Below are 26,485 nucleotides of genomic sequence, written 5' to 3'. Positions count from 1 at the left end.
AAGTTGGACCAAGGTGATCGCAACCCAGTGGCTACAACGCTATGGGGTAATGCGATGATGACATCCGCAAGTGGATTTAAAACACTGGTGCGCAGCAGTCCATACGTAATATCGCCATTACCGGCTGCGCAACAAGCGTCGTTTCAGCCGCCAACCCAGTCACACCCTAGCGCCCAAATGGCTAATCAAGAGAGTAGCCCAGCATTAGGCGAACCGGATCCGAGCTGGACCAAGGTGATCGCAACCCAGTGGCTACAACGCTATGGGGTAATGCGATGATGACGTCCACCAGTGGATTTACAACCTTAGTGCGCAGCAGTCCATATTTAATGATGGCGTTATTGGTGATCCCGGTACTGAGCGGCTTAATTGCCGTTATTTTGCCTGCTTTTGGCTGGTTTCCGGTATTAGGTCATACTCAGTTCAGCGTGGCTGGTTTTGTCGATCTATGGCAAACACCGGGTCTTGGCTATATGGCATTACTCAGCGTATCGACCAGTTTTATCAGTACCTTACTGGCATTTGTGATCACCATTTTAATATTAGGCAGTTACTTTACTAGCCCTTGGCTCGGCTATATTCAACGACTGTTAGGGCCTATTTTAGTCATCCCCCATGCGGCTGCCGCAATTGCAATTGGCTTTTTAATTACCCCATCGGGCATGTTATCTCGGATTGTGTCACCTTGGCTAAGCGGATGGGATGCACCGCCTGATTGGCTGTATCCTCACGATGCGATGGGCCTGAGCATTATTATTGGGCTGACGCTAAAAGAACTCCCCTTTCTATTACTGATGGCACTTGGGGTATTAGCACAACCCGAATTAGGCCATACCTTGCGCGCTCAACATCGAGTGGCATTAAGCCTAGGTTATTGCCCAATGACCGCTTTTTTCAAAGTGGTGTTACCGAGCTTATACCCGTTTTTACGCTTACCGATATTGGCCGTGCTCGCCTATGCCAGTGCCAGTGTCGAAATTCCATTAATTTTGGGTCCTAATAGCCCACCGACACTTGCCGTTGCCATTATGCAGTGGTTCCATGATGTTGACTTAAGCTTACGAATAAAAGCGTCAGCAGGCGCCATATTACAAATTGTACTGACATTACTCTTGCTACTGAGTTGGTGGCTGCTCGAAAAACTAATAAAAAAAGCCTCCCAAACCATGCTTATCAACGGCCAACGTGAGTATGCTGGCGCCATTATGCAAAACATCACTCATGTGCTTACTGTGGTGATAATCAGTGCCATTGGTTTGGCATTAATCGGCATGATGTTATGGTCTGTTGCCGGTTTCTGGCATTTCCCTACGGTATTGCCGCAACAATTTGTCAGTTTACATTGGCAGTCGGCATTACAACAAATGCACACGCCATTACTAGACACAGTTTTGATTGGTGTTTGTGCCACCAGCTTGGCAATCATTTTGACCTTATTTACTCTGGAGGCTGAGCAATACACAGGTAAAATGGTGTCGAGATTAAGCAGTGTGATCATTTATTTACCCCTGCTTATCCCCAGCATTGCGTTTCTATTTGGTTTGGTGTGGTTATTGGAGCAAATCAACAGCCATCACAGCTTCATCAATGTGGTGCTAGCGCATCTGTTGTTTGTATTGCCTTATGTGTTTTTGTCGCTGTCCAGTAGCTACCGCCGTTTAGACCCACGCTTTAGCACCGTCGCCGCCAGTTTGGGGGCGAGCGAAGCAAAAATATTCTGGCAAATTAAACTGCCTATGTTGCTAGCGCCTATTTTGATTGCCTGCGCATTAGGATTAGCCATTAGTTTTAGTCAATATTTACCCACATTACTGGCGGGGGGTGGGCGCATTAATACCATTACTACCGAAGCGGTTTCGCTCGCCAATGGCGGCAGTCGTCGCACCAGTGCTGTGTATGCATTAGTGCAAATGGCCCTCCCTGCCCTTGGTTTTTTACTGGCATGGTTACTGCCAAAAATGCTATTTAGACATCGCGAATAAGGAAACTAATGCAAACTCGTTCAACGGTGATCTCAGAGGAAGTCCCTTCGCTATCCATTGATGATCTAACCTTATATCGACAACAGCAGTTGCTGTTATCATTAAATGAAACCATTCAAGGCGGTGAAATCCTCACCATCATGGGACCGTCTGGAAGCGGTAAATCGACCTTGTTAAACTGGTTAACCGGTATGTTACCAAAAGGCTTTCACGCTACGGGAAAGCTGTACTTAAATGGTCAACACATTACTGATACCGCCAGCCATTTACGCCGTATTGGTTTATTGTACCAAGACCCTTTGCTGTTCCCACATTTAACCGTGGCAGGTAACATTAGTTTTGCTATGCCCAAAGGGCCTAAAGCACAGCGACAAACTACCATTAGCCAAGCATTAACCCAAGTGGGTCTGGGTGGGTTAGAGCAACGGAGTGTGCAAAGTTTATCTGGCGGCCAACAAGCAAGAGTGGCATTGTTACGCGTATTACTGAGTCAACCTAAAGCCATTTTATTGGATGAGCCATTTAGTAAACTCGACAGTCAATTACGCCAAGAAACCAGACAATTGGTGTTTGATCAAATACGCCAACATCAGTTACCCGCCATCATGGTAACGCACGATCAAACCGATGCGGACGCCGCCCAAGGCAAAGTGATTTCACTTTGATAAAGGGTACTGATGTCATTAACCTTATGGTTAACGATATGAACTAAATTTATATAAGCCACTGATTTGACATAAACCACAGCTTAATTGGAAACGACCCATGTTAGATAAATTTATTACGCCAGTGATTAAACAAATATTATCCCCGGTAGTGGTGTTACTCGCTAAGCAAAAAGTGCACCCAGACCAATTGACATTAGTCGGTTTTGGTTTAGGAATGCTGGCCGTGCCGTTTCTCGTAATGCAGCAGTGGTATACGGCATTATTTTTTATTGCCCTCAATCGTATTATTGATGGCCTTGATGGCGCCCTCGCGCGCTATCAAAAACACACCAGCGCAGCAGGCGGTTTCTTAGATATTTGCGTCGACTTTGTATTTTACGCCGCCATCCCATTAGGATTTGCCTTAGCCAACCCTAATGAAAATGCCCTAGCCGCAGCGGTTTTATTAACCGTATTTATTGGTACCGGCTCAAGTTTTTTGGCTTTTGCGATACCAGCAGAGCAGCTTAATCTGCCTCGACCACAATTTGCCAATAAGAGTTTCTATTATTTAAATGGCTTAACCGAAGGCACAGAAACCATCGCCTTTTTTGTCGCCTTTTGTTTATGGCCAGCCTATTTCCCAGAACTGGCATACAGTTTTGCATTTTTAGGCGCGATTACCATTTTTACTCGTATACATGGCGGTTATCACACATTGAAAAATCATACCGTTAAAGAATCAGGCTCAAAGAAAATTGAAGCTAACAAACCTGCCGTTAAGGAAACGGCCATTGAGGAGCCTAGAATATGATAGATGAAATGGCGGCAATCCGATTAGGCGTGTTTATAACAATTCTTGCATTGATGATGGGTCTAGAACTGCTATTCCCCGCAAGAACCCTAGCTAAAACCCCACAAACTGCCACCATGGCAACACGCTGGTTTGGCAACTTTGGCTTATTAGTCATTGCCTCTGTGATGGCAAGATTAATACTGCCACTGGGTTTAGCAGGTTTTGCCCTGTATACCACGCAGCAGCAATGGGGAGTATTGCATTATATTAGCCTGCCGCATTGGGCAAATATTGCCATAAGCCTACTGTTACTCGATCTGCTTATTTACTGGCAACATCGGCTATTTCATCGCATTCCTTTATTGTGGCGCTTACATAAAGTGCATCACGCAGATCGGCTGGTCGACAGCACTACCGCGCTGCGCTTTCATCCATTTGAAATCATCGCCAGTCTTGGCATTAAAGCTCTGGCGATTATGTTATTAGGGATATCTGCTGAGGCCGTCATACTGTTTGAAATCTTGCTTAATGGATTTGCAATTTTTAACCACGCCAACATCCGTTTACCCAAACCACTGGAAAAAGTGGCTCGTTATGTCATTGTGACCCAAGCGCTCCATAGGATACATCACAGCCAAATTATGGCCGAAAGTAACACTAACTTTGGTTTTAGTATTATTTGGTGGGACCGCTTGTTTGGCACCTATACTAGTGATGCCAGCAAAACCGATAACCAAATTGATATTGGGTTAACGGATTACCCCAATGCAAAACAAAACGCATGGCTAAGCGGATTATTGTGGATGCCTTTCACCACGAAAAAGTAACTGCTTGTGCCAAAGTAAATCAATACTAATGTTGTATCGTGGCTGAAATTTAACCCAACAACTGAATGAATGTATAAATAGCCAACCAGTCCGCCAACTATTCATTGTGGGTTTTCACTAATTTATCGAGCTCGTGATATATTAATGCCCTTTCGTATTTGCTCATTCAGTTAAGGTTCACTCATGAAAATCGGTATTATTGGCGCAATGGAGCCAGAAGTTGTTCATTTAATCCAAGCCATCGTCGCGCCAGTGCATAGTACTATTGCTGGGATCGAATTTGTTAGCGGTAACATTGCCGGTAAAGAAGTGATCGTTACACGTTCAGGGATCGGTAAAGTGGCTGCCAGCATCGCGACCACATTATTGATAGAAAAATTTGCCGCTACTCATGTGATTAATACCGGTTCTGCTGGCGGCTTTGTTGATACCCTTGCCATTGGTGATATTGTCATTTCATCGGAAGTGCGCCATCACGATGTCGATGTGACTGCCTTTGGCTATGAAATGGGTCAAATGGCACAACAACCAGCAGCATTTATGCCCGATAGCACCTTAGTGACTGCCGCTAAAAAAGCGGTGGCGTCGTTAGGTGAAGTCAACGCCATTGAAGGATTAATTTGTACTGGCGACAGTTTTATTTGTGATCCGGTGCGGACTAAAGTAATGCTCGAAAACTTCCCAACAATGGCGGCCTGTGAAATGGAAGGTGCGGCGATTGCGCAAGTTTGTCACCAATTTAAGATCCCATTTGTGGTTATTCGTTCTTTATCAGACAATGCCAATAATGACTCACCGGTTGATTTTGACTCTTACATTATAAAAGCGGGTTTGCATTCTGCCATGATGGTTATCGCACTGTTACAACAGCTATAATCCATCTAGGCTCTGCTCAGGTTATATAATCTGCATAGTACCTGAGCAGAGCAAACGAAGTCCGATAGATCAACAACAGCCAAGCTATTGAGTCCCTATGGTCAATCAATTATTCAATCCTCAATTACTTAGCCAAGATGGTGGGTTACTGCAAAGCTGTTGTATTTTATTTTGTGCCTTAATATTGGCACGATTTGCCCCTATTCCCAGAGATCTGCAACCCTTATTATGGTTCAACCGCTTAGCCACACTGATAGCCGCTAAAGTGAATCACCCTGAGCGAACTATGAGTCAACAACTTACCGCCGGGATTTTAGCCACGTTGATTTTGATTGTGCCTAGCGGGATTATCGTCAGTTTTTCACTCAGTTTTGCCGCTTACCCATGGTTTTTTGAACTGCTCATTTTGTATTTCTGTTTATGTGATTCTGCTTTTAAGCCCGTGGCAGAAAAAGTGGTCGCTGCAATAAACACCGGCAACAAACAAGAGGCCAAGCAATTACTCTCGCCTTGGGTGAGTCAAAACACCCAAGTGCTATCGATAGTGGGTTTAAGCAAAACCACTATCGAAAAACTGTTTACCACTCCGATTTATGGCACCTTAGCCACTATCTTATTTTTCAGCTTGGGCGGGGCTACGATGGCGTTAGTCGTGCGAATGTTAAGACAATTAGAATATTGCTGGCCTCCGTATCATCCACATTTTCATATTTTTTCTCGTTTTGTCGGTCAGTTTAATCGAGTGATTTTTTTTGTTCCCACCGTGTTATGGCATTGCTCATTAGCCATTCAGTTTGGTCAACTGGGTGTTAGGTCTATTTTATCGCAGCCAATATCGACCCAAGCGGATAAAAATCAGTTAAATAATTATTACAGCAGTTATGCATTGGCGGCTAAATTATTGAAAATAGAACTTGGAGGTCCACAGCAATTTATTGAAAACGGCAAATCCATTCGGGTTGATTTACCTAAGGTAAAATCCGGCCCTTTGCCTGATCATCGCCACATCAGTCAAGCCATAACGATAACTCATACGGCCAACCTCTTTTGGATCAGCTTAACCTTGCTACTGCCGCTTATTTGGACCGGATTAAGATTTATGTAAACCATATAAATCTTGTTTTAAACAGGCTATCATTTAGCGATAATGGATCTATGCCCGTTTGATATAGACCTGTTACGACCTAATGTCATAGTCAGTTGTTAACATGAGACAATCATGTCGACATGCGGCTTACATCTTGGTAACAAAAAACTTATCGTCACTCGATATTGATTCTTACCTGCTTGCAGACCTTTTTAGGAATGTCATTTTGTTCAACAATTTACATGTATCATTAACGACACCAGCTTTGCTGTTCCCGGCTATTTCATTGCTATTGCTGGCCTACACTAATCGATTTTTTTCATTGGCTGCATTGATCCGTCAATTAAGCAATGACAAAAAACCTGTGCAAGGTGATCAAATTAAAAACTTACGCCAACGCATTATTATCATCCGTAAAATGCAAGAAACCGGTGTCAGCAGCTTTGCGTTTTGCGTTTTATGTATGATTCTGATTTATATCGGCTTTAATCAAATAGGCTCAATAGTCTTTGGATTGAGTCTATTATTGTTACTGTATTCATTAATTTTATCGGTAATCGAGATCCGGATTTCAGTTGATGCACTCACTATTCACCTCGAAGAGTTAAGTAAATGAATCAGTGGATCTACTTTTTAGATTTATGTGGTACCTCTGTATTTGCAATTGCGGGCGTGTTAGCGGCGGGTAAATATCGTATGGATCCATTCGGCGTTATCGTATTAGCTTTTGTTACTGCAATTGGCGGTGGCAGTATGCGCGATGCATTAATAGGCGCTACACCAGTATTTTGGATACGCGATCCTAACTATATTATTGTCATTCTTGCGACGGTCATAATGTGCTTAATTTTAGTGCGTAAACCCCATAGAATACCTACATATGCTTTACCTATTGCAGATGCACTAGGCTTAGCCGTGTTTACCGTCATTGGTGCAGAAAAAGCCTTATCACTAGGATTATCAAGTATGGTTGCTGTGGTAATGGGCTCCATAACCGCTGTTGGGGGGGGGGTTATCCGTGATTTGTTATGTCGGCAAATTCCAATGGTATTGCGAATAGAAATTTACGCAACCGCTTCCATCGTTGGAGGGATCTGTTATACCTTAAGCATCATTGTCGGCATGGATAGCATGACATCGGTGTTGTTCGCTATGTTCAGCACGCTAATCATTCGTCTGAGTGCTATCCGCTGGCACTTATCTTTACCGGCTTTTGATTTGAAAACAAAGAGAATTTAATGTGCGAATAATCTTCATATTATGCTGTTTGCTATTGAGCTTTCCTAGCAAAGCCAATATTGGCGATATGCCACGAGAGCAACAACTCGCAATGCAATACATGGAAGCACTCACCGACCATGACTATACTGTCTTGCGTCGATTTTATTCTCGCGACACGGTATTTTACGACAAAACAGCCAATACCACTTATACCGGTGGGCGTCATATTATTGCGTTTTTACAACGCGCTCATGAAGGCGTATTAGAGTATCGTTTAAACGTAGAACACATGTTTAATACTGGCTCTCTTGTGGTGATCATCGGCAGTTACAGATTACGAGGTCCTGGCGATCAATATGGAAAACCCGGTAAAATTATCGATTTAGCCGTGCCAGGTGTGACCACACTTAAATTTGATAATAATACTGAACGCTTGATAGAACAAATGGACTTAATGGATTATCAAACCATGTCTGACCAACTTGAATCTCAGTAATGTCACCATTTAAATCAAACAGGGTCAGCCATGTATGAGACATAAAAAAACGGCTTAATTGATAAGCCGTTTTTTTATTTATTTCGTTAAGCTTATTTCAAGATAACTTTTGCAAATTTACGCTTACCGACCTGGAATACCGCTTCAAGACCTGCATTAAAACTGATGCGACTGTCTTCGATTTTTTCGCCGTCCATTTTTACCGCACCTTGCTTGATCATCCGCATACCATCAGATGTCGAGCCAACAAGGCCAGCATCTTTGAGTAAGTTAGCAATCGCTAAGCCTTCACCGGCTTCTAATACCACTTCTTCGATGTCATCTGGGATAGCGCCTTTTTGAAAACGGTCAATAAACGCTTGATGAGCGGCTTGCGCTTGTGCTTCGTCATGGAAACGAGCAATAATTTCTTTAGCTAACAATATCTTGATATCACGCGGGTTAGTGCCGTTTTCAACATCTAACTTAAATTGAGCTAATTCAGTTAAGGGACGGAATGACAACAGCTCAAGATAGCGCCACATTAAATCATCTGAAATTGACATAAGCTTGCCAAACATTTCGTTGGCAGGTTCGCTCACACCAATGTAATTGTGGGCCGACTTAGACATTTTTTTAACGCCATCTAAGCCTTCAAGCAAAGGCATCATGATCACGGTTTGCGGCTTTTGGCCTGCCACTTTTTGCAGTTCACGACCCATCAATAAATTGAATTTTTGGTCGGTACCGCCTAGCTCCACATCCGCGTTAAGTGCGACAGAGTCATAACCTTGTAATAAAGGATACATAAATTCATGAATCGCAATTGATTGACCTGATGCATAACGCTTTTTAAAGTCGTCACGTTCCATCATCCGGGCAACGGTTTGTTGAGAAGCCAAGCGGATCATACCTGCGGCACCCAACGGCTCTAACCAGCTAGAATTAAATTCGATACGAGTCTTAGCTGGGTCTAAAATTTTATAAACCTGTTCTTTATAAGTTTCTGCGTTAGCAAGCACTTGCTCACGAGTCAGTGGCGGACGGGTACTGTTTTTACCGCTAGGGTCACCGACCATACCAGTGAAATCACCAATCAAGAAAATCACTTCGTGACCTAACTCCTGAAAGGTACGCATTTTGTTCAAAATAACCGTGTGACCTAAGTGGATATCAGGCGCGGTAGGATCTGCACCTAATTTGATGCGTAATGGCCGCCCTTCTTTGAGTTTCTCAAGTAAATCCGCCTCAAGTAATATCTCATCGGTACCACGCTTAATCTCTGCCAATACTTGATCTAAATTCGCCATCTCTACCGCAACTCCCAGGGCCTGCACAAAAAATAAAGAGGTCTATGTTACTTGTTAGCCACAGCAAATGAAAGCGTGTACACTTAGCAGATCATAACAAGAAAGAAAAATTGGTATCTGAGTCAATGGCAAAGCTTCTTACTTTATTCACATTGTTGCCAAAAGCACATCAAGTTACATTGTCTTTATTGGTAATTTTAACGACATTTATTCTGATGTTTCCATCGGAAGATGCTCAGGCATCTAAGCAAAGCCGATCGGTGAGTCAATCGGATGACAACTCCGCCTTAGAAACGAATAAGCGTTATGCTGTTCAACTAGCCTTTAACGCGCCAACACCAGTCAATAATGACAGCAGTATTGATCAAGATGAGTCAGCTGATTTCATATCAAGTAATGACAGCGAAAATGTGATCACCGCTGAAACCCCAGACGATGAAGTTTTTGCTCAACATCTTGCTATGTTGCAAACCAGCACATCGGATATTGATGGCATGATCAATGATATCGATCAGCAAGTTGCTACTCAAAAAACCAAATTAAAACAGCAAGCGGCTAACGATGGCTATAGCGTTGAATACTATAAAGTGGTTAAAGGCGATACCTTAGGCGGCCTATTTAGCCGTGCAGGACTCAGCCCTAAAGATGTCTATGACATTACTCAATTGCCGCTAGCGAAAAAGAATCTACTCAGAATTATGCCCGGCGAAGAGATCGCTATTAGTAAAAATGCACAAGGTCAATTACAAGAATTAACTTATCGGATGGATCAAGTGTCGACGTTGGTGATCAGTCAACACAATGACCAATACAAAGAAACCGTTAACACTAAAGACGTTGTAAATCGCACCTCGTTTATTAGCGCCAAGATTAAAAGTAACTTTTGGAACGCCGCTGCCGATGCTGGCTTGTCGGGTAACCACATCATGGAGTTAGCCAATATTTTTGGTTGGGATGTCGATTTTGCACTCGATATCCGCAAAGGCGATCATTTTTCATTATTGTTTGATCAAGAATACGCCGATGGCCAATTTTTACGTAATGGCAATATTTTAGCCGCTGAGTTTATTAACCAAGGTGAACGTTATACTGCAGTTCGTTATACCGATGGTGAATACTACTCGGAGAATGGCAGTAGTATGCGCAAAGCATTTTTACGCTCGCCAGTGGACTTTAAATACGTCAGTTCTAACTTTAATCCACGCCGTTTACATCCTGTCACAGGGCAAGTTAGAGCCCATAGAGGCGTAGATTATGTGGCGGCCATTGGGACACCCATTAAATCTGCGGGTAAGGGGCGGGTTATTGAGTCGAGTTATAACCAGTATAATGGTAACTATGTGTTTATTAAGCACAACGAAACCTATACCACTAAGTATTTGCATTTAACCAAGCGCAAAGTTAACCGTGGTGAAACGGTTAAGCAAGGTCAAATAATCGGAACCTTGGGTAAAACAGGTCGAGTAACCGGCGCTCACTTACATTATGAGTTTATAGTCAATGGCGTACATCGCAATCCAAGGACGATTGACTTACCTAAATCGGTGCCGATTGATCGTAGAGAGAAAAACAAATTCACTGCACTCAGCAAACAATTGATGGCACAACTCAAATCAAATCAACAACAGCAATTAGCCAGTAATTAATGGTCTGTTTGATCGCTGCTACAAGAGAAAAACCACATGTCTAAGCCAGAATATTTTATCGGTCTAATGTCAGGCACAAGCATGGATAGTGTTGATGCCGTATTGGTCGATTTTTCGGCCAAGCAGCCAATCTTAATCGCCAGTCATGCTGAAGCCATTCCTAAACATTTATTAAAAGGCTTACAGCATTTATGCCAACCTGAAACCGACGAGATTAACCGCTTAGGTCGACTCGATCGCAGTGTCGGCCAACTGTTCGCTCAAGCGGTCAATAACTTGTTAGCCAAAACGACGGTCACTGCCGCTGAGGTTATCGCGATTGGTTCGCACGGACAAACAGTACGTCACATGCCCAATTTAGAAATTGGCTTTACTTTACAAATTGGCGATCCAAATACCATTGCCATTGAAACTAATATCGATGTTATTGCTGACTTTAGACGTAAAGATATCGCCCTTGGCGGCCAAGGAGCCCCCTTGGTGCCAGCATTTCATGAGCAAGTGTTTGCTCAGCCAGGTCATTCAAGAGTAATTTTAAACATTGGCGGCATTGCCAATGTGACCTATTTACCCGGCAATAAAGACCAAGTGTTAGGCTTCGATACTGGCCCAGGTAACACCTTAATAGATGCATTTATCCAACAAGCACTAGGGCAATCTTTCGATGAAGGCGGCGCTTGGGCTGATTCTGGCACCAGTCATCCAGACTTACTCAAACACTTATTATTACACCCTTATTTCGCATTAGCCTACCCTAAGAGCACTGGCAAAGAGCTGTTTAATCAAGCTTGGCTTGAGCAACAACTCGCCGACTACAGTCATTTAGATCAACAAGATATTCAATCAACCTTACTTGATTTAACTTGTCACAGTATTGCCAATGATATTAATAAGCTAGCACCAAAGGGTGAATTGTTTGTTTGTGGCGGTGGCGCGTTAAATAAAGCCTTAATGCAACGACTCGCCACTCTGGTACCGGGGTATAAAGTCGATACCACCAGCGCCTTAGGTGTTGATGCTAAATGGGTTGAAGGGATTGCCTTTGCGTGGTTAGCGATGCGTCATCACCATGATTTACCGGCCAATTTACCGGCCGTCACAGGTGCTTCACGCCCTGCGGTGTTAGGTGGTCGTTTTAAAGCCAGATAAAGACACCAATATGGGCGGTTTACTTTTGCAATTGTGGCCTCAATGTTATAATGCCCACAAATTTGCTCAATCGTTTGAAATTGAGTAAAGCCGTAACTTAAGATGAGAGTCAATATGAGCAACAAAAACAAAAGTATATCTGAACTAATGAATCTAACGCCAGAAGGTCGTTACGATTATATGGTTGAGCAAATTAAATCTGAAAAAGTCATCTGGACACTTCAAGATCAAGATGGTTGCGTGATGCTAACCACTGAAGATGAAGATTGCATCCCTATGTGGCCAACAGAAGAAACGGCCACGCTTTGGGCTGTAGATGAATGGAAAGACTGCGAACCATTAGCCATTCCACTAGACGAGTTTCAAGAACGTTGGGTTAGCGGCATGGAAGATGATGACTTATTTGTCGCGGTATTCCCGGTTCAAGAAGACTTAGGTGTCGTGGTACCTCCGTTTGAAGTGAACGAGCGTGTTTCACCAAAGATACAGCAAAAGCATTAATTGTAATGACAGATATCAGCTCTGGATCAACCCACGTTGATGAAGCCAAGATCCCTGTTAAGCCACATTTACCTAAACGGTTAATTGGCTTAATGATCATTTATACCCTCGCGGCCATCAGCGGATTAATGGCCGTAAATTCAATATCAGAGTTAAGTGCAATGTTATGCATTTTGACCTTGATGATGGTACTCGCAATTATCGGGCGCCAAAAAGCCGGCTTATACTTACTGCGGGTTTATTGTGTGCTGCAACTTTTGTTATACAGCGTACTGCCAATTATTATGTATGACCCTGATAATTTAGTTGCCGGTCCAACCACGTTTGATTTTGGTTTCTTTCAAACCGTAGTGGCCGATTGGGTGATCTACTCGGTACTGATTGCACTGGGGATAATACAAGTTTGGATTAGCTTTAATGCTAAAGTGAAGGCGTGGTTTAAACCGCGGATGAATCTTAATATTATGAGCAGCTAGTCATAGGTTAGCCAATTCATTATTATTGTTCAGAAATCAAAAAGCCGTCGAAAGACGGCTTTTTATTACAGGGTTACACTCAATTTTTAGTGACTATGTTTATTGTGGCTATGTTTATCGTCGCAATAATTTATCGTCGCAATAGTTATCGTCGCAATAAAATCTATTACACCGAGAAACTCGCCCCACAACCACATGTGGTGGTGGCATTAGGGTTTTTAACGAAAAAACGTGACCCTTCAAGACCTGATGTATAATCCACTTCACCACCAACAAGGTACTGAAGACTCATAGGATCAACAACCAATTGCACACCTTGTTTTTCAATGGTGAAATCACCTTCGTTGACTTTTTCATCGAATGTAAATCCATACTGAAAACCAGAGCAACCACCACCTGTGACATACACACGTAGCTTTAATTCAGGATTCTGTTCTTCTTCCAACAGCCCTTTTACTTTTATCGCCGCCGCATCGGTAAATTGGATCGGCATTGCTGCATCAACATGTTCAGTCATTACTACCTCTTACTTCGATTCTACTGAGAATTATCCTTTACCTGACTATTTTGTTCAAGTATTACCCGCAGTTCTTTTTCACCCATTAATAATTCCGGCACATTAAAGGTTTGCTCAATCTCACCACCTTTCACGCCACGGCTGGCGGAGACCTTAACTTTAACGGAAATCCTTTGCAAATTAAAACCTGCAGGTAGGACAAAATCAGTATCCATAATTTGAAAATAATTAAACTCGAAATCCAATTTATTATTCACCAACTTGCTTAGTGATAGCTCGACGGGGTGGTCATTTTGAACACCGAGCAACATCACGTTAGCTCGGGCCTTAACTTTCATTTTGCGTTTTTGCAACTGGGTTAGAATTAATCGTAATTGATATTGTTCTGGCAGCACCCCTTGGGACATTTCCACCCCATGAATCGCCACGCCTTCAACATCAGCATCCGTCACCATGACGCTGCGATAAAACGCTAATTCTTTTTCTAACGCTTTTTGCTCAGTTAATTGACGACTAAACATCTGTTGCATTTCTTTATTGGCATTTTCTGCAATACTTAATGCTAAATTCCGACTGGCAAGCGCTTGTGCTTGTGTGTCGAGTTCTTGCAATAATTTACGCTTACCGCTAACGCTATTGGGTGTTGCCTCTGGCGCAAAAGAAAGCCATAAATTAAAGCTTATCGCCCCCAGTAAAAAGCACACTAGCATTAAACTAATCAAGTATATGCTCGATGTCCGATTTTTACGTCCTAAAACTTGCAGTCTGTCCAACCAACGGTGATAATTTAACATTAAGTTACAACCTTCTAATAAAATACAGTATGCTTGCTAATGCTTCTTCGCCTTAGGCTTATTTCATCTATCAAGCAAAACTTTTGTGTCAATCATATATGTTTAATATGGCTCCACAGGTGATAGTGATCTTACTTTTATTGTCCAGCCCAGGATGCTGCAAGTGAAATTTCCGCCAACGTTTGTTGTCCTTTAGCACTGACTCAACGCTTATTGATGGAGAGTAATAGCATGACACAAGTACGCTTCCCAAAGATCAATAAACAATTGCAATATATAACCCTCAAAGATAAACAGACCCTAGAGTCAAACTGTGCAATTTAAGATAAATAAAGCCGCTATTATTCACGCCAAACGCGCTACGCGCAAATATCTGCATAACGAATTTAGAGATAAATTATCTCAGGCCAAAATTAGTGTGCAACTTTGTGCCCTCGCATTGCTGTTTGCCATCATAGCCTCATTGGTGATTATCTTATTCCGCCTAAGCTTAGTGTGGGCAGAACAATATCTGCATTCAGATGCCATAGACATTGGCACAACTTTTTATGATTGGCGTTCATACTTACCTATACTCGGCGCATTACTGATTTGGCTGTTGTCACTACTGGGGTCCAAACGTTATCAACGCATGGGAATTGCTTACGTATTGCACCGATTTAAACTGCACTACGGTAAAGTACCGCTTCAGTCTGCCCCAGGGCAGTTTTTTCAAGCATTAATGGCCTTGATGACCAATTTCTCTGTCGGAAAAGAAGGTCCGGCAATTCACTTAGGCGCTGTGAGCGCCAGTGTTCTAGCAGAGAAGTTTTCGCTGCCAGATAATAGCGTGCGCATTATGTGCGCCAGTGGAATCGCCGCCGGCATAGCGGCCATCTTCAATGCTCCACTTGCGGCAGTATTATTTGTATTTGAAGTCATTGTTCGAGAATACAAAATCCACTATTTCTTCCCCATCATGATCTCCGCTATTTGCGGCGCCGTCTCCAGTCAACTGGTGTTTGGTAATATTCACGAATACGACTTGATCAATGTGATCCATATTCCACTCGATCACTATCCCATTTTGTTAATTGGCGGCATAGTTTTGGGCTGTGCCGCTGCATTGTTTAATTTTTCACTCGTCAAAGTCACCGCGACTGGCCAGCACTGGCCATTACTTTATCGACTGCTTATAGCTGGAGCCATCACTACGGTGGTGGGATTAGTCATGCCACAAGCTTTAGGTTCTGGTGATTTAGCCATTACTGAAGCCATTAGTGAACATCCTAGCCTATTGTTTTTAATCGCACTGTTATTAGCAAAAATGCTGGCCACCGTCGCCGCCATTGGCTTTGGGGTTCCTGGCGGACTTATCGGTCCACTCTATGGTATTGGCGCATTAATCGGGGCGATATTAGCGTTAATCATTAGTTTACTGTTTCCATCAGTTGCGCCTTATATTGGTTTATATACTGTGATCGGCATGACAGCCATGATGGGAGTTTGCTTAAGTGCGCCATTGGCTGCGTTAGTTGCGCTACTTGAATTAACCAACGATGCCTCGATTATTTTACCGGCCATGTTTGTTACCATTCCGGCATATTTGGTGGCATACCAAGGTTTTAACACCAACTCGATGCTTTTAAAGCAACTCGATATTATGGAGCTTGGTTACAAGGTTGCACCACTGAATCAAGGACTGCAACAGAAAGGCGTTAGGGTGTTAATGAATAAACGCTTCGTCATTGTTAACGATGATGACGAACTGCTGCTTGAAGTACTCAAACGTGCAGCGGGTCGGCCTGTCCTGGTGCGTAATGCAAAGGGCGTCATCGAAATGCTCCGCCTTGAAATTCAATCAGCTGAAGACACAACCACACTGTCACGCCAACCAATGCTAGGATTGCCCGACAGCGCCACCTTAAATGAAGCCTATGAAGCATTGGCCCCTAAACGTACAGGTGAAGTGTATATCTACCGCAGTGATAATCAACACGTCGTTGGGGTGATCAGTTGGACAAATTTATTGCAAGAAATTCGTTCTGGGCAAATATAAACTCATACTCGATTAGCGTGTTTATCCTCTACTTGCTATATGCGATGCAATAAAGCAATGGAATAAAATGATAGAATCAGTCTATTTCAAGTCAGGCATATTTGTTAACAAGGTACTTTAACGCTTCAATTGCGTGTCTATTACAGGCAATACCCAGTAGATAGCGGCACAAAGACCGCTTGAATAAGCGTTTATTATCCCGAGCTAGGGTGAAGGTTAACTTAACATTTCATAGATCGTGAAGCTCATTCGCTGCGAAATCAATAACAAAGCCTATGAGTGAGCGGAGTTAACGCACAGGCTAAAGTCCTTACAATGTTCTTTATAGCAGCAAGTGAATCTCTAAGTTCAGCACGGTTATTATATTTATCTAGCGGTTATTTTCTGCTACAATTTTGCCTCAGCCACCCTACACAAAACTCTATAAAACCCTATATAATAATATGGTAAAATAGCATGCTGTTCTGGTGAATATTTTGCCCCAAACTTTGGAAATCAGGCTGATGACGCAGTTCGAAGGTTCACACATCCTTTCAGTAAACCAGTTAGATCTGGATTCAATTGACACTATTTTTAACGTCGCGAACAAAATGACCCCTTATGCTTTGCGTGAAAAACGCACCAAAGTATTAGACGGTGCTATTTTAGGCAATCTGTTTTTTGAACCCAGCACCCGGACCCGTGTTAGCTTCGGCTGTGCCTTCAACTTGCTTGGCGGACATGTCCGAGAAACGACTGGAATGGCATCATCGTCATTATCAAAAGGTGAGTCCTTGTATGACACGGCTAGAGTGCTATCAACTTACTCAGATGTGATTGCCATGCGTCACCCCGACGCATACTCAGTCAAAGAATTTGCCGAAGGCAGCCGCGTGCCAGTGATCAATGGTGGCGATGGTCCCAATGAACACCCAACTCAAGCATTACTCGATTTATTTACCATCAAAAAAGAGCTAAGCCAAACCGGTATGAGTATCGACGGGATGCATATCGCGATGGTGGGTGATTTGAAATATGGCCGCACAGTACATTCACTATCACGCTTACTTTGCATGCATAAAGACATTAAGTTCACATTGATCTCACCAAGTGAACTAGCAATGCCTGACTATGTGATCGCCGACATTGAAAATGCTGGCCATAAGATCACAATAACCGAACAACTTGAAGGTAATTTGCACCAAGCAGATATTTTGTATCTGACTCGCATTCAAGAAGAGCGTTTTCCTTCACAGGAAGAAGCCAATAAGTACCGCGGTAAGTTCCGCTTAAATCACAATATTTATACGCAGCATTGCAAATCAAATACGGTGATTATGCATCCATTACCTCGTGACTCACGCGCACAAGCAAATGAACTCGACAATGATTTAAACAGCCATCCAAGTTTGGCTATTTTCAGACAAGCCGACAACGGCTTACTTATACGCATGGCACTTTTTGCATTAACACTTGGGGTTGAAAACCAACTCGACAAGTATGAGTGCCCAGTAAACTGGTATTCACGTAAAGCCGATAGATAATTGGCACACAATATTAAGGATTAGACATGACCCGTTCCGAAGTTTTATTTGAACAGGCTAAAAAAACCATTCCTGGTGGCGTTAACTCACCTGTACGAGCTTTTAATGGTGTGGGTGGTTCACCTTTGTTCATTGAAAAAGCTGATGGCGCTTATATTTTTGATGCCGATGGTAAAAAGTATATCGACTATGTCGGTTCATGGGGACCAATGATTTTAGGCCATAACCATCCTAAAATCCGCCAAGCGGTTTTAGCCGCTGTCGAAAATGGCCTATCATTTGGCGCGCCGACTGAACTTGAAGTCAAAATGGCTGAAAAAGTCATTTCTATGGTGCCATCAATAGAACAAGTTCGTATGGTCAGTTCTGGTACTGAAGCCACTATGAGTGCAATTCGTTTAGCACGTGGCTTTACTAACCGTGACAATATTTTAAAATTTGAAGGTTGCTACCACGGCCATGCTGACTGCTTATTAGTAAAAGCAGGTTCTGGAGCATTAACGTTAGGGCAACCAAGCTCTCCTGGTATTCCAGAAGATTTTGCTAAGCACACATTAACCGCTACCTATAACGACCTTGATTCTGTCCGCGCTATATTTGAACAGAATCCAGAAAGTATCGCTTGTATCATCCTTGAGCCTGTTGCCGGCAACATGAACTGCATTCCACCGGTTGAAGGATTTTTACAAGGCTTACGTGCTATTTGTGATGAATTCGGAGCGTTACTGGTTATTGATGAAGTAATGACCGGTTTTCGCGTGTCTATGAGTGGCGCACAGGGCCATTATGGCGTTACACCAGACTTGACCACACTAGGTAAAGTGATTGGCGGCGGCATGCCCGTAGGCGCTTTTGGTGGCCGTAAAGATGTCATGCAGTTTATTGCACCGACAGGCCCAGTTTATCAAGCAGGTACTTTGTCTGGTAACCCGATTGCGATGACAGCAGGTTTAGCCCAAATGGATGCCTTGTGTGAACCCGGTTTGTATGACGCGCTTGCAGACAAAACTAAACGTGTAGCAGAAGGTATTAAAGCCGCAGCAGATAAACACGGTATTCCATTAAACGTCACTTATGTGGGCGGCATGTTTGGTTTATTCTTTACTGAAGATAAAGCGCCAATGACGTCGTTTGCTCAAGTAACAAAATGCAACATGGAACACTTCCGTCATTTCTATCATGCCATGCTAGATGAAGGTATTTACTTGGCGCCAAGTGCATATGAAGCGGGCTTTATGTCAATGGCTCACGGCGACGCTGAGATTGAGTATACTTTAGCCGCCGTTGATCGTATTTTTGCCGCAATGAAATAAGTCTATCTATCACCGCTAACAAGCCGTGATAAAAAAGGGATAAGCAGCTAAGCTGTTTATCCCTTTTTATTTGCTTCAACGTCCGCATTAATCTCTCACCTCTTAGTCATATGCTTGTGCTGTGTTAAATACACTCATAAATAAACAAACAAGCATAGTGTTCGTAATCTACCTCCCATAGTTAAAATGACCCATTAATGACGCCTTATTAGTGACTCATTAATAATGAAAGAGGGTCTTTGATTGACCAAATAAACAACTCGTTTATCGACAGATGACTTACCCTACATCCATCACAATAACCAAACGTTGGCTCATGCTCACTATCAGAACAATAGTAAATGGCCCAATTGGGCGTTAAAGCGCAAATATATCCATTTTTCAATGCGCTACTTTGGTCTATTACCCGCAAAATAAATGTGATCTAAGTTGCGAAATCGCTCGTTATGTGATGTGATCGGCCCGCCAAACAAAAGCTTAATTTAACCTTAAAATTAGGGACTGAATTAGGTTAGCAAAAATTCAGGGTAATGATGTTGATTACCTACAACACAAAGTTGGAATTGCAGTCATGCTACATACCTTTCTTATCTCACTTGCGGTGCTTGCGTTACTCAGTATCGTGTTCGAAGAAGTTACCCATATTAACAAAGCAAAAACCACCCTGTTCCTTGGCTGCATTGCTTGGATCACCTTGTTCATTGCCTCTGGGAGCCCAGAGAAAAGTAAACTCGTGGGTGAAAATCTCAATGAAAATTTATTAGAAATTGCCACATTATGGTTGTTTTTAATGTCAACAATGACCTTTGTTGCCTACCTTAATGCTAAAGGCATGATCCAAGTACTGGTACAGAAAATATTTCCGCAGCAAGTCTCAGTGAGAATGTTGATGATGCAGGTAGGATTATTTTCATTAGTATTATCGACTTTTTGTGACAACGTTACTGCCACATTGGTGTCATTGGGGTTACTGACAACCTTTAATTTAGACAAGCAAATGCGTCGCCGCATGGCGGTGTTAATTATTTTTGCTGTCAACTCCGGTGGGGTGGCATTAATCACGGGTGATGTGACGACCTTGATGATTTTCCTTGCGGGTAAAGTGCATATTTCTGAATTACTAATCTTGTTTATTCCCGCAAGTGTTAGCGTCATGATCCTAGCAATATTGTTTTCACTCAAAGCGGAAGGACATGTTAGCACCACTCCGATTGAGCAAAATTACAATACGGTTGATATTGTCATCGGGGTGATTTTCTTCACGACCATCGTCTTGACCATGGTACTTAACGTATTGTTTGGCATTCCCCCAGTATTAACCTTTTTATTCGGCTTATCAGTGATGTTCTTAGTCGGGCGCACCAATAAAAGCAACACGGAAGAAGTGCAAGTATTAGAGTATATTCGTCAGGTTGAATTCGACACCCTATTGTTCTTCTTAGGTATCTTGTTACTCGTCGGTATGCTTAAAGAGATTGGCACCCTTAATTTATTAACCGAAGTCTATGGTATGTATAACCCTAGTATTTCTAACTTTTTCACTGGTGTTGGTTCTGCACTATTAGACAATGTGCCATTAACGGCAGCATTATTAAAAGCAGATCCCGTGCTGACGACAGCACAATGGTTAGGATTAACCTATTCCGTCGGCGTCGGTGGTTCGCTATTAATCATCGGCTCAGCCTCAGGCATTATCGCCATGAGTAAAGTAGAAGAACTGACATTCGTAAGCTACTTAAAATATGTCCCAGCATTACTATTTTGCTACTGCATAGGTTATGGATTAACCTTATTTTTAGCCAATCATATTCACGGCTAACATTGCGGTTTAATGCAACCAATAACACCAAGGCGCGATAAGCGCCTTGGTGTTATTTATCTATTGAGATTAACGAATTAAAATAGAGGTGTTGATATACATATTTTGAGACAGCTATGTTGAAACCGATATGTTGAGACTGCTTAAAAGCAGCGTCTAAATTGCCGGCACTCTAAATTGTTCACCGCTAATTTCTAACACTATGTCCCTAGGCCGGATCTCAATAATCGTCAGTTTATTGCTAATCATGTCACCCTGCTGTAATTCAACCCCGTCAACATTTAACCAACGATTGTTGGGTTCTGATGAATACACATGAGCATTAATATTAAACTCAGGCACTTGTAATTGAATACTCGCAGGCAAATCGCCATATTTGGGAATTTGTTGATTTGAAGGCCGAGGAATAGGATCCAGTTCTTCCTGCGTCACTGGCTGATTAACCGACCGTTCGTATTCAACGTCTTTAAGGGCCGTCTTAAACGCGGCTAGCAAGTTATTACTTTGATCAACTTTCGGTGCGCTGACTGAGGCAAAGTCGACTTCATTTGCCGCGGCATTAATTTGTAGCCGTAACGCTTCTATTTCAGCTTGGCTTTTTCGGTTCGCATGGCTCTGATTTGATGCAAAATCTGTATTTGAGCGCTCATATCGTCTATCAGGCATTTGTTGGGCTGATACAGTTTGAATGTCACGATTACTCACTTGCTGCTGATTCACATTGGTACGGTCAACCGCTTGATTGCTTGAACCCGTGTCGTTATATGCTAAGGAGTTTGGCGCTAAAGCGTTTGGAGCTAAGAAGTTTGGATCAGTATTGACACCCATAGCCGTTTGGTTGACGCGTGGAGTATAAGGTTGTGCGATAGGCAAAGCCACTTTGCCGGCCAAACGAACCTGATCATTGCCTTGAACAATATGGTTTTGATCTGCACTAACCTGATCAATACGAGCCTGAGCATCACCGCTCTGATCTCTCGACGGTTGAACAATGTTGCCATTGCCAGGCATCACCAAATCCGTGGGGCTCCCTTGCGGGTCAACATTAGGGTTAACATTAGCGTTAACATTAGGGTTAATGACGGGTAATGTCGCTAGTTGTATAGATGATGGCCCAGGTTGCAATAACAGACTCACGCTCCACGCCCCACCAATCCCCAACGAAATAGCTAATGCCAGCACTGTCATTTTTTTTGTGGTCGCCGACACCTTAGGCTGTGAAGGATAATGGGCCCTCGGCGTTGAAACAACATTAACAATATTAGTTTGTTGTTGCTGTTTATTGCGGGTAATCGCATCCAATAAAATCGACATTAACTGCGCTCCACGGAAGCACTCAAACGCGGGCCTTGCTGGCTTAAATACAAGTTTAACTGCACCAAAGTTTGATTCCCGGCAATCCCGTCGGGTTTAAGACCATGTTGACGTTGAAAATGCATCAACTGCTGCTCAAGCTCAGTATCAAATTGAGTTAACAATCGTGCCGGACGTTTATTGACTCGTGCTAAGCTATTTTCTAACCATTGTACTTGCGCCATGCTCGAAGACTGGCTGATGTCTCGTGGAATAACGGCATCAGGTTGCCATAAAATTTCAAACGTGCCACTAAAGTGGCGATCGAACCAATCTTTGCTCACCCAAAACTGTTGCTCACCAAGCTGCAATAAAATTTGATCCACTTGACGTTCAACCATTACGCCATAAAACACATTGGTTTGTGCATCTTGCAAATACACGACAGCAGGATAATTAAGGCGCATGATACTGTGCCAATTCCCCTGCTGTTGATAACAAGCTAAGTCCTGCTGCTGCGCCGCCTGACAAGCAGATAAGCCAATAATAGGCTGCTTATTCCACAAGCCAAATAAACCAGCAAAGGCATTTTCGATACTGGTACTTTGCGCCATAGCTTGGCGCATTAGTTGTTGCTGCGCATTGATTGCGGAAGGTTGTTGTACTGTGACTTGATTTACCGCTGCAGGAGTAAGACTCGCAGTGACTGATGATTGCGTTTTTGTTTGAACTTGCGTTTGCGTTTGCGCAGCATCAGCGGTATTAGGCATAAAGCGACTATCAATCGCCGAGCGATTGAACAAATATAATGACAATCCAAACGCTAATACTAGTGCCACCGCCACCACAAAAGGCCAACGCTTGTTGTTGGGTGTATCGATTTGGCCCAAGACTTCTACCGCCGCTTGATTGACCATTTTATGATCGATTGGCACCTTAGCTTGACCATAGCCAGCCATTAATGCCCGTTCGCTCAACAAATTGATCAACCTTGGTATGCCGCCGGTATGCTTGTGCAGTACTTTTATCGCTTTTTGGGTAAAAAGAGGTTCCTGTCGACCAGCCACTTTTAAACGATGCAACACATACAGCGCCACTTCGTCATGATCCAAGGGTAATAAATGGTATCGCGCCGTAATACGCTGGGCTAATTGACGCAAATCTTGACGCTTTAATAATTGCTGCAGTTCTGGTTGGCCAATTAAAATAACTTGCAGCAACTTTTTGGTATTGGTTTCTAAGTTAGTCAGCAAGCGCAGCTGCTCTAATACTTCAGAACGCAAATGTTGGGCTTCATCAATAATTAATACCGTATTTCGACCGTTTTTATGATTCTCCAATAAGTACTTGCTGAGTAAGTCAGTCAGTTGTTTTAAGGTCGGGTGGTCACCATATTGAATTGCGAGTTCATCACATAGCGTAGCTAAAAGCTCGAGCTCTGTTAACGAAGGATTAAGAATAAAAGCGGTGTCGGTATTTTCAGGTAATTGCTGCAACAAACAACGTGAAACGGTTGTTTTCCCTGTACCGACTTCCCCCGTCAACAACACAAACCCACCGGTTTCTCCTAGCCCATAAGTTAAGTGTGCTAAGGCCTCGCGATGACGATCGCTTAAGAACATATAATGAGGGTTAGGCGCGATAGAGAATGGATTATCGTTTAATCCATAAAAGGCTTTATACATTCGACCAAAAATCCTTATTTGAAACTGACGACTAACGTTAATGCTTGTACAACAGCTTGTCAAAAGTTAGCTGTAAAAATCTAACTCTGATAAGATTTAAGCTACTTATTATTACACGTTGTGGTACGCCATGAAGATTTATTTAGTAGGCGGGGCAGTGCGCGATACTTTTCTTAAACAAACGGTTGTCGACAAGGATTATGTGGTTGTTGGCAGCAGTATTGAAGAAATGTTGGCACAAGGCTATCAGCAAGTCGGTAAAGACTTTCCGGTTTTTTTGCATCCTAAAACTCAACAAGAATATGCATTAGCAAGAACGGAACGAAAAACCGGTAACGGCTATCAAGGTTTTAGCTGTGATGCGAATAAAGGTGTCACCCTCGCCGAAGATTTACTGCGCCGCGATCTCACCATCAATGCCATTGCACAAGATAGTGATGGTAACGTATACGACCCCTACAATGGCATTGATGATATTAACGCCAAAGTACTTCGCCATGTTTCAGATGCATTTATCGAAGACCCATTACGTGTATTACGCGTGGCCCGTTTCGCGGCTCGATTTCATCACTTAGGGTTTACCATTGCAAACGAAACCTTACAACTGATGACAAAAATTGCCCACAGCGATGAACTCAATCACCTCACGCCGGAGCGGGTATGGCAGGAATGTGACAAGGCATTAGCGAGTCAAAGTCCGCAGGTCTTTTTCGACGTGTTAAAGCAATGCCAAGCATTGGCGGTATTATTTCCAGAAGTCGATGCGTTGTTTGGGGTACCGCAACCAGAAAAGTGGCACCCTGAAATAGATACGGGTATCCATACCCTTATGGTTCTCGAGCAAACTAGCCTGTTAAGTGACAATAAAGCCGTACGTTTCGCCGCATTGGTACATGATTTAGGCAAAGCATTAACGCCAAAACAAGATTGGCCGAAACATTATGGTCACGGCCAAAAAGGCTTAAGCGTCATTAAAAAGCTTTGTGAACGAATACGGGTACCCAATGAATATCGCGATCTAGCACTATTAGTCAGTGATCAGCACCAAAATGTTCATAATGCATTTGAACTAAGAGCTGAAACCATCATAAAACTATTCGATAAAGGTGATTTTTGGCGTAAACCTCAACGCTTAACAGAGCTATTATTATGTTGTCATGGCGACATGAGAGGACGCAGCGGATCCGAACAAGTACAATATCCACAAGCTGAATATTTACAACACTGCTATCAGTTAGCAAACAACGTTGATGTGCAGTCGATTATTACCGCGGGCTACCAAGGTTCACAAATTAAAAACCAACTGCAGTTAAAACGAATAGAAACGATTAATACCTATAAAATACAACAACTTAAATAATTAACGTTTCATTAGTGATTGCCTGTTTAGCGTTTTATGAATAAAAGCGGAAAAATGCATTTTTTAGCGAGGAATAAGCAATAAATCACTAAAATTTATATAAAATCAGTAAATAATGATGCTTTTTCCCCAGTAGACTTGCAATTTTCATTTATTTCGCTATTTTAGATGAACAATGTTTTATTTGCCTATGGCAAATAAAAAAATCTGTGACATAATTACGCCGTTGCAAAGGCAGATGCCGTTGCGCTATTTAACAACCTATATTAAGGGATTTACCCATGAATAAGAAAGTACTGATGATTGCTGGTGTTGCGATGACTGCTTTATTAGGTGGTTGTGCTAACACTACTGCTTTAGAAGAAAGTGTAGCAAATTTAGGTAACAAAGTTGATCAACTATCAGCAGAAGTTGGTTCTTTAAAGTCTGAGCAAAGCATGCTATCTGCCGATGTTAAAGGCGCTAAAGCTGCTTCTATGGACGCACAAGCCGAAGCTAAACGTGCTAATGACCGTTTAGACAACATGGCTTCTTCTTACAAAAAGTAAGAATTGCTATTATAAATTAGCTTATTTAATAGGTTGATTATTAGGGCTTGATTGTTGATACCACTACTTGCAGTAGTCATTCAACATCAAGCCTTAATTATTTGTGCTCCACTTAGAAAAGCAATAGTAAGTGGTATCAAGCACTAGTAATAATTAGTAAGCGGTATCAAGCGGTATCAAGCGGTATCAAGCGGTATCAAGCGGTATCAAGCGGTATCAAGCGAAAAATCTAAATACCTACAGCTTCTCCACACCAGCTTTTTCACTATTTAATCTATACATTGTTCAACCATTTAATCTTTTTAAACAATCTCACCGATATCATCTGGATTGACCATTAACACAGCGTTCAATCCTAGCATTAGCTCTTATAGCATCTAGCAGCGAAGCGCTCTAGCCCCTAGGCTTGTAAACGCTCTCACCGCTCGTTATCGCTTGTCATCGCACAATACCCGCAACCCTTCTTAGCTCTTATAGCATCTAGCAGCGAAGCGCCCTAGTCCCTAGGCTTGTAAACGCTCTCATCGCTCTCATCGCTCTCATCGCTCTCATCGCTCTCATCGCTCTCATCGCTCTCATCGCTCTCATCGCTCTCATCGCTC

At 42.7% G+C, this 26,485-nt stretch carries 24 protein-coding genes and 1 pseudogene; 20 read left to right on the top strand and 5 right to left on the bottom strand.

All coding sequences use genetic code 11. The features are described from left to right. From AAEZ00_RS19280 to AAEZ00_RS19235, 10 genes and pseudogenes are all read left to right on the top strand, one after another. A pseudogene (locus AAEZ00_RS19280) lies at positions 1–279 on the top strand (hypothetical protein); the annotation flags it as partial. Next, the gene (locus AAEZ00_RS19275; protein ID WP_124012668.1) at positions 276–1,982 is read left to right on the top strand and encodes an ABC transporter permease; all 1,707 of its coding nucleotides are present in this window, start codon (positions 276–278) and stop codon (positions 1,980–1,982) included. The pseudogene AAEZ00_RS19280 and the gene AAEZ00_RS19275, both read left to right, overlap by 4 nt. A gap of 8 nt (positions 1,983–1,990) precedes the next feature. After that, positions 1,991–2,647 (top strand): ATP-binding cassette domain-containing protein, encoded by a 657-nt coding sequence (locus AAEZ00_RS19270; protein ID WP_124012254.1) that lies wholly within the window; start codon positions 1,991–1,993, stop codon positions 2,645–2,647. 100 nt (positions 2,648–2,747) lie between these two features. Continuing rightward, a complete protein-coding gene (locus AAEZ00_RS19265) occupies positions 2,748–3,443 on the top strand; it encodes a CDP-alcohol phosphatidyltransferase family protein (protein ID WP_124012255.1) in 696 nt (231 codons plus the stop codon). Next, positions 3,440–4,252: a sterol desaturase family protein gene (locus tag AAEZ00_RS19260; protein ID WP_101034508.1), complete on the top strand. Its 813-nt coding sequence runs from the start codon at positions 3,440–3,442 to the stop codon at positions 4,250–4,252. Before AAEZ00_RS19265 ends, AAEZ00_RS19260 begins: the two co-directional genes overlap by 4 nt. Before the next feature lie 183 nt (positions 4,253–4,435). Continuing rightward, positions 4,436–5,128, top strand: coding sequence for a 5'-methylthioadenosine/adenosylhomocysteine nucleosidase (locus AAEZ00_RS19255; protein ID WP_101034507.1), 693 nt, complete (start codon positions 4,436–4,438; stop codon positions 5,126–5,128). A gap of 97 nt (positions 5,129–5,225) precedes the next feature. After that, entirely contained in the window at positions 5,226–6,233 is a 1,008-nt protein-coding gene (locus AAEZ00_RS19250; RefSeq protein ID WP_124012256.1) for a cobalamin biosynthesis protein, read from the top strand. A gap of 208 nt (positions 6,234–6,441) precedes the next feature. Continuing rightward, a complete protein-coding gene (locus AAEZ00_RS19245; protein WP_101034505.1) occupies positions 6,442–6,831 on the top strand; it encodes a DUF2721 domain-containing protein in 390 nt (129 codons plus the stop codon). Next, positions 6,828–7,454 (top strand): trimeric intracellular cation channel family protein, encoded by a 627-nt coding sequence (locus tag AAEZ00_RS19240; protein ID WP_124012257.1) that lies wholly within the window; start codon positions 6,828–6,830, stop codon positions 7,452–7,454. Before AAEZ00_RS19245 ends, AAEZ00_RS19240 begins: the two co-directional genes overlap by 4 nt. Before the next feature lie 67 nt (positions 7,455–7,521). Next, positions 7,522–7,932 carry a nuclear transport factor 2 family protein gene (locus AAEZ00_RS19235; protein ID WP_081430168.1) on the top strand — a complete coding sequence of 137 codons (411 nt, stop codon included), beginning with the start codon at positions 7,522–7,524 and terminating at the stop codon, positions 7,930–7,932. 92 nt (positions 7,933–8,024) lie between these two features. Here the strand turns inward: AAEZ00_RS19235 and tyrS are convergent, their stop codons facing one another. Further along, a complete protein-coding gene (tyrS, locus tag AAEZ00_RS19230; protein WP_101034502.1) occupies positions 8,025–9,221 on the bottom strand; it encodes a tyrosine--tRNA ligase in 1,197 nt (398 codons plus the stop codon). Between the two features lie 125 nt (positions 9,222–9,346). Between tyrS and AAEZ00_RS19225 the strand changes: the two genes are divergently transcribed. From AAEZ00_RS19225 to AAEZ00_RS19210, 4 genes are all read left to right on the top strand, one after another. Next, positions 9,347–10,867, top strand: coding sequence for a peptidoglycan DD-metalloendopeptidase family protein (locus AAEZ00_RS19225; protein ID WP_124012258.1), 1,521 nt, complete (start codon positions 9,347–9,349; stop codon positions 10,865–10,867). A 36-nt stretch (positions 10,868–10,903) separates the two neighbouring features. Further along, positions 10,904–12,016 carry an anhydro-N-acetylmuramic acid kinase gene (locus AAEZ00_RS19220; protein ID WP_124012259.1) on the top strand — a complete coding sequence of 371 codons (1,113 nt, stop codon included), beginning with the start codon at positions 10,904–10,906 and terminating at the stop codon, positions 12,014–12,016. 114 nt (positions 12,017–12,130) lie between these two features. Then, positions 12,131–12,517 (top strand): DUF2750 domain-containing protein, encoded by a 387-nt coding sequence (locus AAEZ00_RS19215; protein ID WP_101034499.1) that lies wholly within the window; start codon positions 12,131–12,133, stop codon positions 12,515–12,517. Positions 12,518–12,522: 5 nt separating this feature from the next. After that, positions 12,523–12,993, top strand: coding sequence for a hypothetical protein (locus tag AAEZ00_RS19210; protein ID WP_124012260.1), 471 nt, complete (start codon positions 12,523–12,525; stop codon positions 12,991–12,993). Positions 12,994–13,159: 166 nt separating this feature from the next. Here the strand turns inward: AAEZ00_RS19210 and erpA are convergent, their stop codons facing one another. Continuing rightward, on the bottom strand, positions 13,160–13,510 hold the full coding sequence (erpA, locus tag AAEZ00_RS19205) for an iron-sulfur cluster insertion protein ErpA (RefSeq protein WP_101034497.1): 351 nt from the start codon (positions 13,508–13,510) through the stop codon (positions 13,160–13,162). 20 nt (positions 13,511–13,530) lie between these two features. Continuing rightward, on the bottom strand, positions 13,531–14,304 hold the full coding sequence (locus AAEZ00_RS19200; protein ID WP_124012261.1) for a DUF6776 family protein: 774 nt from the start codon (positions 14,302–14,304) through the stop codon (positions 13,531–13,533). A gap of 313 nt (positions 14,305–14,617) precedes the next feature. Here AAEZ00_RS19200 and AAEZ00_RS19195 point away from each other — a divergent pair, with 313 nt between their 5' ends. From AAEZ00_RS19195 to nhaD, 4 genes are all read left to right on the top strand, one after another. Continuing rightward, positions 14,618–16,342, top strand: a complete 1,725-nt coding sequence (locus AAEZ00_RS19195; protein ID WP_124012262.1) for a chloride channel protein — start codon at positions 14,618–14,620, stop codon at positions 16,340–16,342. A 503-nt stretch (positions 16,343–16,845) separates the two neighbouring features. Next, positions 16,846–17,865, top strand: a complete 1,020-nt coding sequence (locus AAEZ00_RS19190) for an aspartate carbamoyltransferase (protein ID WP_101034494.1) — start codon at positions 16,846–16,848, stop codon at positions 17,863–17,865. Between the two features lie 26 nt (positions 17,866–17,891). After that, the gene (hemL, locus tag AAEZ00_RS19185; protein WP_351089515.1) at positions 17,892–19,178 is read left to right on the top strand and encodes a glutamate-1-semialdehyde 2,1-aminomutase; all 1,287 of its coding nucleotides are present in this window, start codon (positions 17,892–17,894) and stop codon (positions 19,176–19,178) included. A 571-nt stretch (positions 19,179–19,749) separates the two neighbouring features. Next, positions 19,750–20,997 (top strand): sodium:proton antiporter NhaD, encoded by a 1,248-nt coding sequence (gene nhaD / locus AAEZ00_RS19180; protein WP_124012264.1) that lies wholly within the window; start codon positions 19,750–19,752, stop codon positions 20,995–20,997. Positions 20,998–21,153: 156 nt separating this feature from the next. Here the strand turns inward: nhaD and AAEZ00_RS19175 are convergent, their stop codons facing one another. Together AAEZ00_RS19175 and AAEZ00_RS19170 are read right to left on the bottom strand one after the other, a co-directional pair. Then, entirely contained in the window at positions 21,154–22,311 is a 1,158-nt protein-coding gene (locus AAEZ00_RS19175; RefSeq protein ID WP_351089513.1) for a general secretion pathway protein GspB, read from the bottom strand. Beyond that, positions 22,311–23,975 carry an ExeA family protein gene (locus AAEZ00_RS19170; protein WP_101034490.1) on the bottom strand — a complete coding sequence of 555 codons (1,665 nt, stop codon included), beginning with the start codon at positions 23,973–23,975 and terminating at the stop codon, positions 22,311–22,313. Before AAEZ00_RS19170 ends, AAEZ00_RS19175 begins: the two co-directional genes overlap by 1 nt. Positions 23,976–24,105: 130 nt before the next feature. Between AAEZ00_RS19170 and AAEZ00_RS19165 the strand changes: the two genes are divergently transcribed. After that, entirely contained in the window at positions 24,106–25,335 is a 1,230-nt protein-coding gene (locus AAEZ00_RS19165) for a multifunctional CCA addition/repair protein (RefSeq protein WP_351089511.1), read from the top strand. Positions 25,336–25,616: 281 nt separating this feature from the next. Then, entirely contained in the window at positions 25,617–25,883 is a 267-nt protein-coding gene (locus AAEZ00_RS19160) for an Lpp/OprI family alanine-zipper lipoprotein (protein ID WP_101034488.1), read from the top strand. The last annotated feature ends 602 nt before the right edge of the window (positions 25,884–26,485 follow it).

Origin of the sequence: Shewanella sp. S1-49-MNA-CIBAN-0167 (assembly GCF_040310145.1) — a bacterium.
GTDB lineage: Bacteria > Pseudomonadota > Gammaproteobacteria > Enterobacterales > Shewanellaceae > Shewanella > Shewanella psychromarinicola.
The sequence above is the reverse complement of the archived record's forward strand: the minus strand, read 5'-3'. Positions and strand labels throughout refer to the sequence as shown.